Annotated in this window: 13 protein-coding genes; 8 read left to right on the top strand and 5 right to left on the bottom strand. The window is 67.0% G+C overall.

What is annotated here, in order from left to right:
- Positions 1-25 precede the first annotated feature (25 nt).
- Positions 26-1,099 carry an ACR3 family arsenite efflux transporter gene (gene arsB, locus MTR65_RS12255; RefSeq protein WP_243800575.1) on the bottom strand — a complete coding sequence of 358 codons (1,074 nt, stop codon included), beginning with the start codon at positions 1,097-1,099 and terminating at the stop codon, positions 26-28.
- 88 nt (positions 1,100-1,187) lie between these two features.
- A complete protein-coding gene (locus MTR65_RS12250; protein ID WP_243800573.1) occupies positions 1,188-1,520 on the bottom strand; it encodes an ArsR/SmtB family transcription factor in 333 nt (110 codons plus the stop codon).
- A gap of 206 nt (positions 1,521-1,726) precedes the next feature.
- Here MTR65_RS12250 and aptA point away from each other — a divergent pair, with 206 nt between their 5' ends.
- The 6 genes from aptA (at position 1,727) to MTR65_RS12220 (ending at position 11,629) form a co-directional block, all read left to right on the top strand.
- Positions 1,727-3,040 carry an omega-aminotransferase AptA gene (gene aptA / locus MTR65_RS12245; protein ID WP_243800570.1) on the top strand — a complete coding sequence of 438 codons (1,314 nt, stop codon included), beginning with the start codon at positions 1,727-1,729 and terminating at the stop codon, positions 3,038-3,040.
- 1 nt (position 3,041) lies between these two features.
- Complete coding sequence (locus MTR65_RS12240; protein WP_243800568.1) at positions 3,042-3,605, top strand: hypothetical protein; 564 nt, start codon at positions 3,042-3,044, stop codon at positions 3,603-3,605.
- Between the two features lie 16 nt (positions 3,606-3,621).
- Positions 3,622-5,097: an amino acid permease gene (locus MTR65_RS12235; RefSeq protein ID WP_243800565.1), complete on the top strand. Its 1,476-nt coding sequence runs from the start codon at positions 3,622-3,624 to the stop codon at positions 5,095-5,097.
- Entirely contained in the window at positions 5,094-7,100 is a 2,007-nt protein-coding gene (locus tag MTR65_RS12230) for an NAD(P)/FAD-dependent oxidoreductase (RefSeq protein WP_243800564.1), read from the top strand. Before MTR65_RS12235 ends, MTR65_RS12230 begins: the two co-directional genes overlap by 4 nt.
- 240 nt (positions 7,101-7,340) lie before the next feature.
- Positions 7,341-9,905 carry a TonB-dependent receptor plug domain-containing protein gene (locus MTR65_RS12225; RefSeq protein WP_243800563.1) on the top strand — a complete coding sequence of 855 codons (2,565 nt, stop codon included), beginning with the start codon at positions 7,341-7,343 and terminating at the stop codon, positions 9,903-9,905.
- Positions 9,906-9,919: 14 nt separating this feature from the next.
- On the top strand, positions 9,920-11,629 hold the full coding sequence (locus MTR65_RS12220; RefSeq protein ID WP_243800562.1) for an amidohydrolase: 1,710 nt from the start codon (positions 9,920-9,922) through the stop codon (positions 11,627-11,629).
- 15 nt (positions 11,630-11,644) lie between these two features.
- Here MTR65_RS12220 and MTR65_RS12215 read toward each other — a convergent pair whose 3' ends face one another.
- Positions 11,645-13,552 carry an NAD(P)-binding protein gene (locus tag MTR65_RS12215; RefSeq protein ID WP_243800560.1) on the bottom strand — a complete coding sequence of 636 codons (1,908 nt, stop codon included), beginning with the start codon at positions 13,550-13,552 and terminating at the stop codon, positions 11,645-11,647.
- A 272-nt stretch (positions 13,553-13,824) separates the two neighbouring features.
- On the opposite strand from MTR65_RS12215, the gene MTR65_RS12210 reads away from it, so the two are divergent.
- Complete coding sequence (locus MTR65_RS12210; RefSeq protein WP_243800558.1) at positions 13,825-14,757, top strand: LysR substrate-binding domain-containing protein; 933 nt, start codon at positions 13,825-13,827, stop codon at positions 14,755-14,757.
- Positions 14,758-14,769: 12 nt separating this feature from the next.
- On the top strand, positions 14,770-15,555 hold the full coding sequence (locus tag MTR65_RS12205) for a response regulator transcription factor (protein ID WP_243800556.1): 786 nt from the start codon (positions 14,770-14,772) through the stop codon (positions 15,553-15,555).
- 6 nt (positions 15,556-15,561) lie between these two features.
- On the opposite strand, the gene MTR65_RS12200 is transcribed toward MTR65_RS12205, so the two are convergent.
- Entirely contained in the window at positions 15,562-16,974 is a 1,413-nt protein-coding gene (locus tag MTR65_RS12200) for a Dyp-type peroxidase (protein WP_243800554.1), read from the bottom strand.
- A gap of 4 nt (positions 16,975-16,978) precedes the next feature.
- On the bottom strand, positions 16,979-17,986 hold a 1,008-nt coding region (locus MTR65_RS12195), incomplete at its 5' end, for a hypothetical protein (RefSeq protein WP_243800551.1).

Below are 17,986 nucleotides of genomic sequence, written 5' to 3'. Positions count from 1 at the left end.
TCCGGGGCTCCTTTTCGTGCAACGCTCAGCCGCGTTCCTCAGCGGGGACCGTGTCGGGAAACCAGCGCCGCCCGAAGCGGAAGGCGACGCCCACCAGGAGGATCAGCACCGGCACTTCCACCAGCGGGCCGATGACGGCGGCAAAGGCGACCGGCGAGGCCAGCCCGAAGGCGGCAATGGCGACCGCGATGGCCAGCTCGAAGTTGTTGCCCGCCGCGGTGAAGGCGACCGCGGTGGTGCGCGGATAGTCGCTTTCGATGAGGCGCCCCATGAAGAAGCTGATGGTGAACTGGATCACGAAGTAGATCGTGAGCGGGATCGCGATGCGCAGCGCATCGCCGGGCAGGGCCAGGATCTCGTTGCCCTTGAGGCTGAACATGGCAACGATGGTGAAGAGCAGCGCGACCAGCGTGACAGGGCCGATCCTGGGTAGGAAGGTCCCTTCGTACCAGGCGTTGCCCCGCGCGCGCACGAGGACCTTGCGGGTCAGGAACCCGGCGGCAAAGGGAATGCCCAGATAGATCAGAACGGCCTCGGCAATGGTCCAGAAGCTGACGTCGATGACGCTCCCCTCCAGCCCGAACAGCGGCGGCAGGACCGACAGGAAGAACCAGGCGTAGACGCTGAAGAACAGGATCTGGAAGATCGAGTTGAAGGCGACGAGTGCGGCAACATACTGGTTGTCGCCTTTCGCCAGCTGGTTCCACACGATGACCATGGCGATGCAGCGGGCAAGGCCGATGAGGATCAGGCCGGTCATGTATTCCGGCGTGTCGGACAGGAACAGGACGGCGAGCGCGAACATCAATACCGGCCCGATGATCCAGTTCTGGACGAGCGAGATCGCGAGGATGCGCTTGTCGTCGAGGATATGGGGGAGTTCCTCATAGCGCACCCGCGCCAGCGGCGGGTACATCATCAGGACGAGCCCGATCGCGATGGGGATATTGGTGGTCCCCCACGAGAGGCCATTGATCGCCGCGGGCAGGCCCGGGATGGCCGAGCCCAGGGTCACCCCTGTCGCCATCGCAAGGAAGATCCACAAGGTCAGGTAGCGGTCGAGAAAGGCGAGACGCGCGCGTGGGGCGGGTGCGGACATGGTCGAAGAAACCTTCTGGGATCAGCGGGAGGGAAGCGAGAGAGGTGGCGGGAGCGGACCTTCCAGGCCAGGCGCATCGCTGCCAGGCTCAGCCACAGGATGTGAGCTCGGCAACGAGTGGCTGGCAAAGCTCGGGGTGGCCCTGGCAACAGTCGTTCGCAAGAAACAGCATGAGGCCCTTGAGCGCTGTGATATCGGCGCGCTGGATGTTCTGGCGCCCCTGCTTGGCGCTGCGCACGAGCCCGGCCTTCGCCATGACCGCAAGGTGCGAGGAGAAGGTGCTTTGGCTCAGCCTCGAGGCCTCGACCAGCGCGCCGGTGGCCAGGCCCTCGGGCTCGTGGCGCAGCAGCAGGCGAAAGGCCTCAAGGCGCGTGGGGTGGCTGAGCGCCGAGAGTATGGCGAGGGCCGCATCGGAATTCATCCATCGACTTTATTCGATGGGAGGGGCCAGGGCAACCAGGGATGGGCAAGTCGCGAAGCGTGTGTGGGAGGCTTGTCCTGATGCGGGCCACGGGCGGTGGTGCGCGCGGAGCACCAGTCCACGCCGGATAGGCATCTCCCGGGGGCCCTTCTGCGGCGATAGGTCTCTTTGCGGAAGAGACAACCGGGAGCGCGAAGCCCTTGCAAATGAAGCTCAATGACCTGTCGAGCTACTGGATGCCGTTCACCGCGAACCGCCAGTTCAAGGCTGACCCGCGCATGATCGTGGGCGCGCAGGGCATGTATTTCCAGGCCGATGACGGGCGCGAGATACTCGACGGGACGGCCGGGCTGTGGTGCTCGAACGCCGGGCATGGGCAGCCCCGGATCGTCGAGGCGATCCAGCAGCAGGCCGCAAAGCTCGACTACGCCCCGCCCTTTCAGATGGGGAGCCCGGCTCAGTTCGAGCTGGCCAACCGTCTGATTGATCTGGCACCCGAGGGCTTTGGCCAGGTGTTCTATTGCAACTCCGGCTCCGAGGCGGTCGAAACCGCGCTCAAGACCGCGCTTGCCTGGCAGCGCGCACGCGGCGAAGGGACGCGCACCCGTCTCGTCGGGCGCGAGCGCGGCTATCACGGTATCAACTTCGGCGGGATTTCGGTGGGCGGCATCGTCGGCAACCGGGCGATGTTCGGCGCGCTGCTTGCGGGTGTCGACCACCTTCGCCACACCCACGACCCGCAGCGCAACCTTTTCACCCAAGGCGTGCCAGAGCACGGCGCGGACCTTGCCGACGACCTGGAGCGCCTTGTCCAGCTGCACGGGGCACAGACCATCGCGGCCTGTATCGTCGAGCCGATCGCCTGCTCGACCGGGGTGCTGGTGCCTCCCAAAGGCTATCTCGAGCGCCTGCGCGCGATCTGTGACCGCCACGGCATCCTTCTCATCTTCGACGAAGTGATTACCGGCTTCGGGCGGCTGGGCACGCCCTTTGCCGCGCAGCGCTTTGGTGTCGCGCCCGACATCATCACCATGGCCAAGGGGCTGACCAACGGCACGGTGCCGATGGGCGGGATCCTGGTGCGCGAGGGGATCTATGAGACGATCTGTGCGGCCGCGGCCGAGGGCGCGGTGGAGCTGCCCCACGGCTATACCTACTCCGGCCACCCGCTGGCCTGCGCGGCCGCGCTCGCCAGTCTCGATGTCTATCGCGAGGAGGGGCTCTTCGAGAGGGCCGCGGGTCTGGAACCTCTCTGGCAGGAGGCAGTCCATTCGCTGCGGGGGCTGGCGCCCATCGTCGATATCCGCAACCTTGGCCTCATTGCCGGGATCGAGCTTGAGGCCGGCCCGCACGGTCCGGGCACGCGGGCCTTCGAGATCTACCGGCGCTGCTGGGAGGAGGGCGTGCTGATCCGCGTGACAGGCGATATCATCGCGCTTTCGCCCCCGCTCATCATCGAGGAGGAGCAGGTCGCGCATATCGTGGACACCTTGCGGCGCATCATCGCGGAGGTCGACTGAGATGCCGGTGTTTGCCCGCATGCTGCGCCGGTTTGCTCTCATGTGCGGACTGGCCCTGTCCGGTCCTTTCGCGCCCTCGCACGCCGAGGAGCCTGCCGCCGCCGACATCTGCCGGGACGATCCGGCCTTTCGGGCGCAGGATTTCACGCTGGGGGACTGGGACGTCTACGCGGGCGAGACACGCATCGCGCGCGTCACGTTGGAGCCGATCCTGGAAAGCTGCGCCATTGAGGAAACCTGGACGGTCACCGGCGGGCGCACACGTGGAAACGGGCTCGGCATCTTCAACTATTCCGCGCTGCTCGGACACTGGATGTACCATTGGGTGACCGACGATGGCGCCAGCACCACCTTCACCGGCGAACCCATGGGGGCTGGCGCGATACGCTACGTGACGCACAAACCTCTGGAAGACGGGCCACTGGGCGAAAAGCGCGTGCGCCTGCGCCACTGGACGCTGACGCGCACCGGGGACGGGGGCATCCGCGAGCTTTCGGTGGGGAGCGAGGACGACGGTGCGACCTGGGAGGTCGAATACGACCTGCACTGGGTCCCTCACACATGACACGGCAGGGAGCGCGATGAACGGCAGGGCAGACGAGGGGACTCAGGCGATCCCGCACAACGACATCGTATCGCCGGCGGAAGTCTATCCGGGCGAGAGTCAGGATGAACTCGGCCGCTCGCTCAAGGCGCGCCATGTCTCAATGATCGCGATTGGCGGGATCATCGGGGCGGGCCTCTTCGTGGGAAGCAGCACGTCGATTGCGGCGGCAGGGCCCGCGGTGATCCTGAGCTACGCGCTGGCGGGCGCGATCGTTCTGGTCATCATGCGCATGCTGAGCGAGATGGCGGTCGCGATCCCCGGCATCCAGTCCTTTCCCGAGTTCGCCCGCATCGGCCTGGGCCACTGGGCGGGGTTTCTCAGCAGCTGGCTCTACTGGTACTTCTGGGTGGTCGTTGTGGCCATCGAGGCGATTGCAGGCGCGGTCATCATCGCGGGGTGGATCGCTCTTCCCGTCTGGCTCATCGGCATCGTGCTGATGGCCGTGCTGACCGCGGTGAACCTCATGTCGACGCGCTCCTACGGCGAGTTCGAGTTCTGGTTCTCCTCGATCAAGGTGGCAGGGATCATCGTCTTCATCCTCGTCACCGGCGCCTATGCGCTGGGGTTGGGCGCGCCGGACGGGACGACGTTCGGCAACCTCACCGCGCACGGCGGCTTCGCGCCGGCAGGGGGGATGCAGGTGCTCGCCGCGACGACGAGCGTGATCTTCGCGCTCGTGGGCGCCGAGATCGCCACTATCGCGGCAGCCGAATCCGCCGAGCCCACCCGCACCGTCGCGCGCATGACCAGCACTGTCGCGCTGCGCATCCTGGTCTTCTATATCCTTTCGGTCTTCCTGATCGTCTCGGTCGTGCCGTGGGACAGCGTGGTGCCCGGCCAGTCGCCCTTCACCGCCGCGCTGGCCGCCATCGGCATTCCGGGCGCGGCGCTGATCATGAAGGTGATCGTGCTGGTCGCGGTGCTCTCGTGCCTCAATTCCGGGCTCTACGTCACCTCGCGCGTGCTCTTCACGCTGGCCGCGCGCGGCGATGCGCCCCAGGCGCTGGTACGGGTCAACGCGCGCAAGGTGCCGGCCCGCGCGATCCTCATCGCCAGCCTTTTCAGCTACGCCGCGCTGGCCGCCTCGGTGCTCTCGCCCGAGGTCGTGTTCAGCTTTCTCGTCAATGCCTCGGGCGCGCTGATGCTGATCGTCTACCTGATGATTGCGCTCTCGCAGATGCGCCTTCGCCGCACTTTCGAGCGTGAATGCCCGCAGCAGCTGACCATCCGCACCTGGTTCTTCCCGTGGCTGAGTGGAGCCTCGGTGCTGGCCATCTGCGTGATCCTGGGCGCCATGGCACTCAACCCGGGATCGGCCGCCGAGTTCTGGTCGAGCGTGGCCATCACTGCCTTCTTCGCCGTGCTCTTCCTCGTCTTGCGCCGGGCCAAGGCGGCCCCGCTCGACCCGCTTGCCCATATCGATACGACTATCCAGGAGCCTGCCGAATGACCGAGAATGACCTGCGTCTCGGAATGAACTGCCGCATCGACCGGCGCGACTTCCTGAATGGCACCGCCATGGCCCTGGGCACCATCGGCGCGGCCAGCCTGGCGGCGCCGGGCTTCGCACAGACGGCGGCAGGCGCGGCGGCGGCAGGCGGGGTGGGGGCCACCAGCTATCCTCCGGCCAAGACCGGGATGCGTGGCAGCCACCCCGGTTCCTTTGAATTCGCGCACCTCATGCGCGATGGGCAACTGCCCATTGAGGACGTGGCCGACCAGGGCGAAACCTATGACCTGGTGATCGTGGGGGGCGGCATCTCGGGCCTGTCCGCGGCGCACTTCTATCAAAAGGCGGTGGGCAAGGACGCGCGCATCCTCATCCTCGACAACCATGATGACTTTGGCGGCCATGCCAAGCGCAACGAATTCATGGTCGATGGCAAGCTGGTGGTGATCAACGGGGGCACGCTCAACATCGAATCGCCCGCGCGCTACAACCGCTGGGCCGCGCAGTTGCTGGACGACATGGGGATCGACCTGAAACGCTACCGGGTCTCCAACGCCGAGGTCCGCGATCTCTATGCGGACAAGGGCCTGACGCGCGGCCACTTCTTTGATGCCGAGACCTGGGAGGCGGACCGGCTTGTCGTGCCGGAAAGCGGCGGCGGCCACGGCGGCGGTCCGGGCGCGATGGGCTCGGCCGAGTTCCTTGCCCGCACGCCGCTTTCGGCAAAGGCCCGCGCCGACATGGCCCGCCTCCTCGCGCCCGACCAGCCCGATTATCTGGCGGGCATGAGCGTGGCGGAAAAGAAGCACTTCCTCGCGACCACCTCGTTCCGGGACTATTACCTCAAGACCCTGAAGGTCGATCCCCAGGTCATGTGGTTCTTCCAGCAGATGGGCACCAGCAGCTTCTGCGTCGGAGCCGATGCCACCCCGGCGCTGTTCGGCTGGGTCGAGGGGTATCCCGGCTTTTCGGGGCTGGGCCTTGGCGAAATCCCCGAGGGCCTCTTCGCCGACCTTCCCGGCGGCCAGCACGGGCGCCAGAAGATCGACTGGAACGCGGTGCACTTTCCCGATGGCAACGCGACGCTGGCCCGGCTGCTGGTCGCGCACCTCGTGCCCGGTGCGACCACGGCGCGCACGCAGGAGGAAATGGGCACCGCGCGCATTGCCTATGGCGCGCTTGACCGGGCGGAGAATCCGGTGCGCATCCGTCTCTCCAGCATCGTTGTCAACGTGGCCCACGACGGCGATGCGAAGACCGCGCGCGAGGCCGTCATTACCTATGCCAACGGCGATGCGCTCAAATCGGTGCGCGCGCGGTCGGTCATCATGGCCTGCTGGAACATGGCGATCCCCTACATGATGCCCGAACTGCCCGCGCCCCAGAAGGAGGCGCTGGCCTACGGCGTGAAGGGGCCGCTCATCTACACCAACGTGGTGCTGCGCAACTGGCGCGCGTTCGAGAAGCTGGGCGTCTCCAGCATCTCGTGCCCGACGATGTTCCACGATGTCGTCGCGCTCACCGAGGCAGCGGACCTCGGCGCATTGCGCCACGCGCGCTCGAGCGAGGAGCCAATCGCGCTGCACCTCACCAAGTTCATGAACGCACCGGGCCAGCCCCGCCGTGACCAGCACCGCATCGGCCGCGCCGAATTGCTGGAAATGAGCTTCGAGACGTTCGAGCGCGAAACCCGCAGCCAGCTTGCGCGCATCTTGGGGCCGGGCGGCTTCGACCCTGCGCGCGACATCGCCGCGATCACCGTCAACCGCTGGCCGCACGGCTATGCCTATACCTACAACAGCCTCTATGATCCGGTCGAATGGGTCTACACGCAGTCGCCCGAGCGGCCCTGCGTGGTCGGGCGGCAGCCCTATGGACTTGTCTCCATCGCCAATTCCGATGCCGCGGCCAGCCCGCATACCGACGCGGCGATCCTGGAGGCGCACCGGGCCGTCAGCGAGGTCGTCGAGCGCGAGACCTACCCCTTCGCCCGGCGCACCTGAGCGCTCTATCCCACCCGATCACGTCGTACCCTACGGCAACCTCGAGACGGCCGCCATCCTTCGGGATTGGCGGCCTTTTTTTACATGATTCAGGAGTGGTGCCCTGCATGCACCGGCGGTGTCAGACTTGGCTCCTTCCGTTGCGTCAGGGGCCTGCGAAAGTCACGCAAGAGCCGCAAGGCGGCCCAGCGGAAACGCGGCGCCCGGTGCGGCGCACGACCACGAACAGGGGGAAGACGCATGCGCTTTGCATTCGCAACGAGCCACGCCGCCATGGCCGCGACGATGGTTCTGTCCACACCGGCCTTCGCGCAAGGGGCCCAGACCGAAACGGCCGGAAACGCGGGCGCGATCATCGTCACCGGCACGCGCCGTGCCGACCGTTCGGCGCTGGAATCGAGCGCGCCCATCGACGTCTTCACGGCCGAGGATTTCGACACCCAGGCCTCGGGCGACATGAACAATATCCTGCGTTCGCTGGTGCCTTCCTACAACGTGGGGCGCTTCGTGGGCATTCTTTCGGACGGGTCGGGCTTCGTGCGACCGCCGACCCTGCGCGGCCTTCCGCCGGACCAGATCCTGGTTCTCGTCAACGGCAAGCGTCGCCATCGCTCGGCCATGGTCCAGCTCAACGGCGGGGCGCTCGCCAGCGGGGCGCAAGGGCCCGACGTCGCCCAGATTCCCAGCATCGCGGTCAAGCAGCTGGAGGTGCTGCGCGACGGCGCCTCGGCGCAGTACGGTTCGGACGCCATCGCAGGCGTCATCAACTACACCTTGCGCGATGCCGCCGAGGGGCTGGAAGTGCGCTCGCGCTACGGCCAGTTCTACGAGGGCGACGGCGAGGACTACCAGCTCGCCGCGAATCTGGGTCTGCCGCTCGGGCCGACAGGCTTCATCAACGTCTCGGGCGAGTTCCTCGATTCCGCGCCGACCAGTCGCGGCGGGCAGCGCATCGGCGCGCTGGCTACCTCGCTTTCGCTGCCCGATGTCGAGGTGACCGACCCGATCCAGCGCATCGGCAACCCGGACCTGCGCTCCTATCGCCTCTTCGTGAACAGCGCGATCGCGCTTTCGGACGCGTCCGAGATCTACATGTTCGGCAATTACGGCTGGAGCAAGCAGGCCTTCGAGTTCAACTGGCGCCAGCCCTATGACGCGCAAGGGCCGGGCCAGGACGGCACCGGCACCGCGATCTACCCGCGTTCCAGCGTCTTCAACGACATCTACCTGGACCAGCTGCCCGACGGCACCTGGGATTCGAACGGGCGCACCTTCAACTTCGCCTCGCTCTATCCCGATGGCTTCAACCCGCAGTTCCAGGGCAAGGTGACCGACCTTTCGCTGGCGGGGGGCTATCGCGGCGAATTCGACAGCGGCCTCAGCTGGGATGTCAGTGCAAGCTACGGCCAGAGCCGGGTGGAATACACTGTCGATGAATCGCTCAACGCCTCGATGGGCCCGGACAGTCCGACCAGCTTCTATTCCGGTTCGCTCGAACAGCGCGAGACGAACTTCAACGCCGACCTCGCCTACCCCTGGGAGATCGGCCTGGCCTCGCCGGTGACCATTGCGGTCGGCGCCGAGCACCGCATCGAGGCCTACCAGATCGGCATTGGCGACCTGCCCTCCTACCAGGCCGGGCCCTATACCGTGCAGGAGCTCGACACCGGGGCCTTTGCCACGCAGGGGCCGGGCGTCAGCGGCTTCCCGGGCTACTCGCCCAACTTCGCGGTCGACCGCTCGCGCCGTTCCTACGCCGGGTACATCGACATCGAGGGCGATATCGTCGAGAACCTGACCCTGGGTTTTGCCGGGCGCTACGAGCATTTTTCCGACTTTGGCAGCACCACCAACGGCAAGGTCTCGGCCCGCTATGCCGTCTCGCCCGCATTGGCGGTGCGCGGTACGGCAAGCACCGGCTTTCGCGCGCCGACGCCGGGCCAGCTTTTCACCACGGCCGGGATCACGGCCTTTTTCGGGCCCAACCCGGTCGAGCTGCTGACGCTACCCGCCGACAACGCCGCCGCGCAGGCCTTTGGCGCAACGCCGCTGGTGCCCGAGAAATCGACCAACCTCTCGGCCGGTTTCGTGTTCACGCCGGGCGGGGGCTTCAACCTCACGGTCGACTATTACAACATCACCATCCGTGACCGCATGGGGATTGCCAGCTACATCCCGATCGAAAGCGATGCCCAGCGCGCGGTCCTGCGCGAGGCGGGCCTTGCCAACTGGGCGACCGTGGGCCTCGTGCGCTACTTCGCCAATGGCTTCAAGACCCGCACGCAGGGTGTCGACTTTACCGCAAGCCACCGCGCGGACACCGGCATTGGCCAGTTCGCAACGACGCTGGCGGTCAACTACAATGCAACCAAGGTGCTATCGAGCGATCCCACCGTGGTCGACGATATGCGCGCGGGCAACATCGAGGACAGCCTTCCCAAATGGCAGGCGACGATGACCGAGACCTGGACGCTGGGGCGCCTGTCGGTCACCGCGCGCGGCTATTTCTACGATGGCTTCACCAGCTGGGCCCTGCCCGAGAACGGCGGGCCACTCGACGTCGGGTCCGAAGTGACCGCGGACCTCGAAGTGCGCTACCGCATGACCGACAACTTCACGCTGGCGCTGGGGGCGGAGAACATCTTCGACAACTACCCCGACCGTGACATCCGCTCGCTCGGCCAGCCCAATTCCAACTGGTACCAGCCCACCCAGGCGACGGTCAGCGGCAACCGCTATATCGACAGCTCTCCGTTCGGGTACAACGGTGGCTTCTGGTATGTGCGCGTGAACGCGGCATTCTGATGGAAAGGACCCCGATGGCCCGCGCCCTGTCACCTCTGCGCCTGTTCGCCGCCGCGCTCCTTGCCTGCGCCAGCTCTCAGGCGCTGGCGCAGGAGGCGGCCGATCTCCTCCTGACCAACGGCGAGGTCGTGACAATGGACCCCGACCATCCTTTTGCGAGCGCGGTGGCGGTGCGCGATGGGCGCATCGTGGCAGTTGGAGGCGCGGAACTGTCGGAGGCCTATACCGCGCCCGAGACGATTGACCTTGCCGGACGGACGCTGATGCCCGGCTTCATCGACACCCACATCCACATCATCGGTCAGGCGCCGCGCGCGATTGCGGCGGGCAAGGCGCGCTCGATTGCGCAGCTTCAGGAGATGGTGCGGGCCAAGGCGCGCGAGCTGGGGCCCGGCGAATGGATCACCGGCTATGGCTGGGACGAGGCGCAGATGGCCGAGGGGCGCAATCCGCTGCGCGCCGATCTCGACGCGGCTGCGCCCGACAATCCGGTGGCCCTGACGCGCGCGGGGCATCATTCCATCGTGGGCAACAGCCTGGCCCTGGCCAAGGCTGGGATCGATGCGCAGACGCCGGATCCCGAGCACGGCCTGATCGAGCGCGGCGCCGATGGCGTGCCCAATGGGCTCGTGCGCGAGCGTACCGACCTTTTCCTTTCGCACGTCCCGCCCGCAACGTCCGAGGAGATGAAGCCGAGCTGGACCGCGGAATTGATGGCGCTCCTGCCGCTGGGCATCACCAGCCTCATGGAAGCGCTCTCGACCATCGACGACGAGCCGGTGGACAAGGGTGGGCTGGCGCCGGAGAAGCGCGGCGCAGTCCACACCTGGCGCCAGTTCCGGGAGATCTACGCTGCGCACGGGACCGAATTGCCGCGAACGACCATGTACATCGTCTATCCCGGCGCCGAGCGTCTCAAGCGCTTTCCCTGGCGCACCGGGCATGGCGATGACCGTCTCAAGATCGGCCCCATCGGCGAAGCGCCGGGGGTCGATGGCGGGTTCACCGGCCCGACCGCCTGGACTCTCGCGGACTACAAGGGGATGGAGGGCTTTCGCGGACGTCTCGCGATCGAGCCCGACGCCCTTGAGGAAATGGTGCGCACCTCGCGGGACCTGGGCTGGCAGATGGGCATTCACGCCATCGGCGATGCCGCCATCGAGCGGCTGATAGATGTCTATGCCGCGGCTCTCGATGAAAAGCCGCTGGAGGACCACCGCTGGTTTTCCTCGCACCTCACCATGCTGCCGCCCGAGGCGACCCTTGAGACGATGGCCGCCCACGGCATCTGGGGCGCGGCCCAGCCCAACTTCCTCTACAACCTTGAAGGGCGCTACCAGCAGACTCTGGAGGGCCGCGCGCTCACCCACATCAACCCGCTGGGCAGCCCCTTGCGCCACGGTGTGAAGATGGTGCTGGGCTCGGACAACCTGCCCATCGGGCCGCTCTACGGCGTCTACGTCGCGGTCACGCGCAAGGCCGAAAGCGGCACGGCCTATGCCCGCGAGGAAGAAGACGTCTCACGCATGGCCGCGCTGGCGATGTACACCCGCGAGGCGGCCTACCTCAGCTTCGACGAAGACAACCGCGGCACGATCACGCCGGGCAAGTTCGCCGATCTCGTCGTGCTCGATCGCAACCTGCTCACCGTGCCCGAGGAGGAGATTCTTGCCACCAAGGTCGATCTGACGCTGGTCGATGGCAAGGTGCTCTACCGCCGCTGAGGCCGCGCGAAAGGCTCAGGTCAGCCCGCGGCTCACCAGAACCTCGCCAATGGCGCGCTCGGCCTGGTCGATCGCGACATTGGTGTAGGCCGCCGCGCCTGCATCGGCGTTGGCGATCGCGATGCGCCCGAAGGGACGGCGCCCCACGACGTGCGGGCGTTCGGCCTCGGGCACGTCGGGATCGCTCAGGGTGTCGTAGGTATAGGCATAGCCGTGGGGCCAGCGGTTGACCGTGATCGCCAGGATATCCTGCGCGGCGTCGAACCCGGCGGGGCCCAGCATGCGCTGCAACTGGCGGCGCACTTCCAGCTCGCTGGTCTCAAACGGCGTGGCAAGCATGTCGTGACGCCCGGCGCGGTGCTGTTCCTTGCGCGGCAGGCCGGGCTGGTTGGGATTGCGGATCATCGTCACGATGGCAGGCTGGTCGGGCCGGGTGGCGCTGGCATAGCCGCCGATGGCCATCGGATAGTCGAGCCCGACCCGCGTGTGATAGCCGTTCGGCACCATCAGGCTGCGCACGCCCAGCTTGCGCCAGGGCTCCCAGTTGCGCACCAGCACGTTGGTGTACTGCATCGGCACCTTCGAGGCTTCGCCCAGCGCCGCCTTCTGCGCGTCCGGTAGCTCGGGCACGAGATGGGGGATGATGTTGTTGAAGCAGGCCAGCACCACGTTTGCGGCCGTGACCGAGGCGGCTTGGCCGTCCTTCATGTAGACCACGCGCACGGCCTTCTCGGTCGCGGCGGTGACCGTGCCGATGTGCGCGACATGGACCGCCGTGCTGCCGAGGCGTATGCGCGTGGGGGCTCCGGGGCGGTCGAGCTGGCTGTAATCCGCGCGCGCGGTGACGATGCTCTCCTGGTCGTGGACCCCGGGAAGGACGCCGGGCACGAGCCGGTTGACGAGCAGGCGCGCGATCGAGGCGTTGCCGTCGGGAAAGTGGAACTCGTCGCAGTGCATGCGGATCTGGCCGGCGATCTCCATGCCATCGAAGATCGGCAGGTGCGCGACCTCGTAGGCGGGGCAGGTGTCCACGCGCTTGTTGTTGCGAAAGCCCATCCCGGCAAAGAAGGGCAGCGCCTCGCGCTTCATGGCCGCGGGCCCGAGCAGGAAGTCCTGGAGGCTGATACGCTTGAGCGCCTCGGCCTTGGCGATGGGATCGAGGTGGGGGAGGTAATCCGTCTTCGCGGTGTAGAGCCGGGTCAGCTCGGCGCGGATGTCTTCGCGGATCGGCGCGCGCGCGAAGAAGTCTGCCCAGGCAAGCGCGCCGTATCCCGGCGCAACCGCGTCACGCCCGAAGCTCTCCTTGTCGAAGAAGACGCCGCCCGACAGGCCCTTGTAGGTGTCCTCGCGGCGATAGTGCTCCCAGGTCCTGGGCTCGATCCCTAGTTCGGCCAGCAGCGCCTTGGCGGTGTAGCTGTAGGGAAACGGGCTCTCTATGCTCATTGTCCCGCCAAAGGCGAGGATCGTGCGGCCCTCGTGGTGGAACTCGTTGCGCTTGGCATGACCACCGAAATCGTCGTGGTTGTCGAGGACGAGGATGCGCATGTCCCGGCCCAGCGCCTTGCGGTAGAACCAGGCCGAGGACAGGCCCGATATACCTGCGCCCACGACGACGAGATCGTAGTGCTCGCCGGTATCGCGCGCGGCGACGTCTGCGCCGAGGTCCCCGTCGCGCACGGCATGGGCGCTCTCGAAGGAGCCGGGATACTGGCCGCGAAGGCCGCTGCGCACGGGCGGATAGGTGGAAGCATCGGGGACAGGTGCAGGACGTGCAATTCCTGCGGCAAGGGGTTCGCTGGCCCGCGCCAGCGGCGACAGCGCGCCAAGCCCTGCACCGCTCGCGGCCACGCCTCCGATGAAGCTGCGCCGGGCAATCGGCCGGTTCATGCCCAGCCGTTCGTGTTCGCTTTCGTCCATCGCCATTCCCCGTTTCCCCCGCGCGTCCTGCACCGCGATTGCGCAATAGTGCACACGTTTCGAGAATAAATAAGTTCGAATGTATTGAGACGCATAGAATTCTTGTCAGCAAGTTGCCTTGAATGCATGATGCGGTGCGCAGGGGCCACCAGTTCAGCTTGCGAATTTCCGAAATGCGGCCCCTTGTCCGGGGAGAGGATGCCTTCTTGAAAGGCTTGATACCTGCCTGCGGTCTTCGGCCGACACGCGGGGCGCACAAGAATTTGAGAGAGGTAGTCGTGACCGATACGAGCCTGTACCCGCCGCTGGCCGCCTTGCGCGCCTTCGAAGCCGTCGGACGCCTGGGCGGTATTCGCCGGGCCGCCCGCGAGCTGATGATCGACCATGCCGTGGTGAGCCGCCATATCCGCTCGCTCGAGGGCTGGGTCGGCGCGCCGCTGGTGCTGCGCTACGGCAACGACCGGCGCCTGACCGACCAGGGCGAAGTCTACCACGGCGAGGTCGCCAAGGCGCTCTCGATCATCGCCCGCTCGACCGGATCGCTGCTGGGCGAAGGCACCGACAACACGTTGCGCGTCTGGTGCATCCCGGGCTTTGCCTCGCTCTGGCTGGCCGAACGCCTGGGTGACTTCCTGGAAGAGAACCCCGACCTCGACGTCGATTTCCGTCCCGCAGACGAGGGGCCGGATTTCCGCAGCAAGGACGTGGACTGCGACGTGCGCTACGTGCGGTCCTGGGAGGAGGAGAGGATCCCGCGCGAGGTGCGCCGCCTCGACATCGCCCGCCCCGAGGTCTTCCCCGTAGCCAGCCCCGCGTTTCTGGCCAGCGTCGCCCCGATCCGGGAGGCCGGGGATTTCCTGGACCTGCCGCTCCTTCACGAGGAGGACGGGGCGGAGTGGCATCACTGGCTGCTCGCCCAGGGGATCACGCCGCCTGAGCGTTTGAGCGGTCCGCGCCTGTGGCACGCGCACCTTACCATCGATGCGGCCTGTCGGGGCAAGGGCGTTGCGCTCGTCAACACCATGCTGCTGCACGATGAACTGGCGACCGGACGGCTGGTGCGGGTCACGCCGGCGCAGAGCCCCTTCCAGCCGGTCAGCTTCGGCAGTTACGCGCTGCTCTCGCGCGATGACCGCTGGACCTCGCCCAACATCCTGCGGTTCCGCCGCTGGATCCGCAAGGTCGTGGACGATCAGCCGGTCCCGGCCTGACAGGTGCCGACCATGTCGCCCCATCTCGCCGCGTTCCTGACCTCCATGCTGCCCCGCCGCGGCAAGGTGGGCGTGCAGGATATCGCAGGCCGGGACGCGGTCATCGGAGCGTTCTACCGCTACCTCGATGCGGTGGGGGTTGCGCATTGCAACTTCGGCGGCTTCCGGAGGAGCGGGGACGGCGGGGCCTATGCGGGGAGCTTCAGTGGGTCCCGCCTGCCTCTACCTTTCCAGGAGGAGTTCACCGAGGAACTCGCCGGTGAGGATTACGTCATGCGCAAGTCCGCGCAGCTTACCGCGCGCGCGCCGGTGGCCCGCTTTTCCATCGGCCTTCCCGTCCTCGACGAGGTCGCGGCCTTCAATCCCGCTTCGGTGCCGGTGCAGCAGGAGTGCGCGCGCCACGGCATCGTCGAGGGCATGGCGCTGATCGGCGATACCTCGGGAGCGGGTCCGCCCCATCGGGGGCGCTTCTTCGGCTTCGTCTTTGCCGGTGAACGGGGGTCAGGTGGCCACATCACGGCGCTCATGCCGGAGCTGGAACTGGCTGCCTTTGCCCTGCTCGACCGGGTCGCGCCGGTGCTGGAGGCGCAGATAGACGGCTTTTCCCGAAAGTTGACCCCACGCGAGCAGGACGTGCTGAGCTGGCTGGCCGAAGGTCTGCAGCGCCAGGAAATCGCCCATCGCCTCGGTATCTCCGTGCCGACCGTCGATCTGCATGCGGCCAATCTCAAGCGCAAGCTGGATGCACTGACCTTGGCCGAAGCGGTCGCAAAGGGCATTCGTTACGGCCTGATCTAGGACGGCTCATCGCGCGGTAATCGAGGCCAGTCCTTCGATGCCCGGCAGGAAGAAGTAGGCCCCGCCGCGCACGGTCACGAAGCGGTCCATACCCTGCGCGATGCGGGGCATGCCTTGGGCATCGTGATAGCGAAACAGGTCGGTGCGCCGGTCATCGGGAAACGGGCTGCGATCGCCGATCAGCGGGTCACCTTCCTGCGAGAGGCCACCAAAGGTCGGGCTGATGAGCCAGGCTCCTTGCACGAATTCGAATTGCCGCGCGAGGCTGGCGTTGAGGCACAGGAAGTGCAGCCCGGCCTCTGTCTTGGGCGCACCGGTGCGCATGGCCTGCTCGGGTGTCATTGCCCTGCCATAGGGACGGCCCCGGCGCAGCAGGCGGTGGAAGCGTGCGCTCGCGACCGCATCGCCCGCCGCGGTCCCCAGCAGCCCTGCGGTCGAAAGCAGGTTGCCCAGAATACCGCGCGGGCCCAGCGGATCGTCCCCCACGCGGGGATTGGCGCGGCGTATGTGGGCGCCCAGCGGACACTGGAACCCTTCCGGATCGCCCTGGAAGTCGAAGTCTTCCGGCCCGGTCCCATGCGCCAGTCCGGGGAGAGGCGCGCCATCGATAGAGCGCCCGACCATCCGTTCGGCCAGCTCCCGCGCCCCGTCGGGCCCTGCGGCCGCGCGCAGCCAGCCCCAGAAGCCGGTGACGTCCTGCGCGAGCTGGCGATAGACAAGGTAGCTGCCATTGCGCTGGACCAGCGGCCCTGTCGCATCGCCCGCGATCGCGCCATATTCGTTGCGATGCCCCAGCAGCACTTCGCCCGCCGCGATATGGGAGCGGTATGCGCGATCGGCGCGGGCGCTGGGCCGGAGCTTGGCGTCCCAGTCGATCTCCGGTTGCGAGAGGCCATCGGCAAAGCCAAAAGGCTCGCGCGCTGGGCCTGTATCCTCGGGCGCGGGATTGCTGGCCAAGGTGGTCACGAGGAAGAAACCGTTGGCCAGCGCGTCGCGCTCGACGTGGCTTGCCCAGTCGGCGATCCGGTTCGGCCCGGCCAGCAGGAGGAGAAGCACATGGGGCTCGCGCGCGCCTGTACCCCATTCCCAATGTGCGGGCGCACTTTCGCCGACATCGCCAAGCCGGTGTGAGCGGCGTGCATCGCTGGCCATCCCGTCGAGGAATTCCGGGGCCATGCTCTCCAGTTCGGCGGCGGTGAAGCCCAGCGCGCGCAGGCCTGCACGGGTGAAGGCGACCTGCAGGACGGTGTCGAGCGTGCGGCCCTCTCCGACCTCGCTGGCCCGTGTCGGCACGAGCCCGCGCAGCCAGGCCTTCGCGCGTGCGCTATCCACGATCCGCACGAGGATGTAGCGCGCGCTGCCGAGCGATCCGAACCCGGACCGCACCAGCGCCTGCACATCGTCCCTGTCCACCGCCATCGCGTCAGATCTCGGCCACGAAGCGGGCCAGGTCTGCGCCTGTCGGACGCCGCTCGTAGGTCGCGCGCAGCCGTGCGTTGCGCGCCATGTCGTAGGTCGTGAGGCCGCGAAAGGGATTGTACCAGACCTGCGTCGGGATCTGGTGGTGGAAGAGGTACCACTTGAAGTCGCGTTCGTGCCGGGCGCCGCCGCGTACGAGCCAGTCGGTGCGGGGGTAGCCCAGGCCATTGGAGAACGAGAGGTTGAGCCCGAAGGCGACCTTGTTGATGAAGTCGTCGTTGTAGGCCTCGCGGCTGCCGTCGTAATTGCTGGCGAAGAACACGCGGCGCTTGTCGTCGAGGAAGGTCCAGCTGGCAAAATGGATGGTGTTCACCCGCGCGAGGCGTCCGCTGCGATAGATATGGCGCGCCCCCCAGTCGATGATCCACAGGATGACAATGGCCAGACAGCGGCGAAAGCGCCCGGGCTTGAGGCTGCCGATGGCGCTGTAGGGGTTGGTGACATCGTGGTCTTCGAGCGAGGAAAGCATTGCATTGCGCGCGCGCGAGGGGCGCGGTGCGATCACCCGGTCACGCGTCTCGCGCCGCCGCAGCATCACGATCAGTACCGGAAGAGCAAGGAGCAGCACGGGCAGGCTCAGCAGGGCCAGGACGGGAAAGGAGAGGAGGTGGAGGAGGTTGCCCAGGCGTTCGGCCAGGGCAGGGCGCACCGGGGGGGAGAGGGGCAGATCCTGGGCCGCCGCGCGCAAAAGCGGCCAGAGCTCTTCGGGAGACGTGTCCGGATGGCTCAGGCGAACCGCCAGCCAGGCCTCGTGCAGCTGGGCCTCCTCGCGCACCTGCCGCGCGCTGCGCCCGGGCCAGTTGACGTAGTTCGCGGCCGACCTCACCCGGTGGCGATCCATCCATGTGGCAATGTTCGTGCCGGTGACCGTGGCATCGCAATGGATGAAGACCCGCACGAGGCCCTCGCTGGCCGTGGCCAGCAGACGTTGCAGCAGGTCCTGGGGCGACCC

Source organism: Novosphingobium mangrovi (assembly GCF_022818885.1).
Taxonomy (GTDB): Bacteria; Pseudomonadota; Alphaproteobacteria; order Sphingomonadales; family Sphingomonadaceae; genus Novosphingobium; species Novosphingobium mangrovi.
The sequence above is the reverse complement of the archived record's forward strand: the minus strand, read 5'-3'. Positions and strand labels throughout refer to the sequence as shown.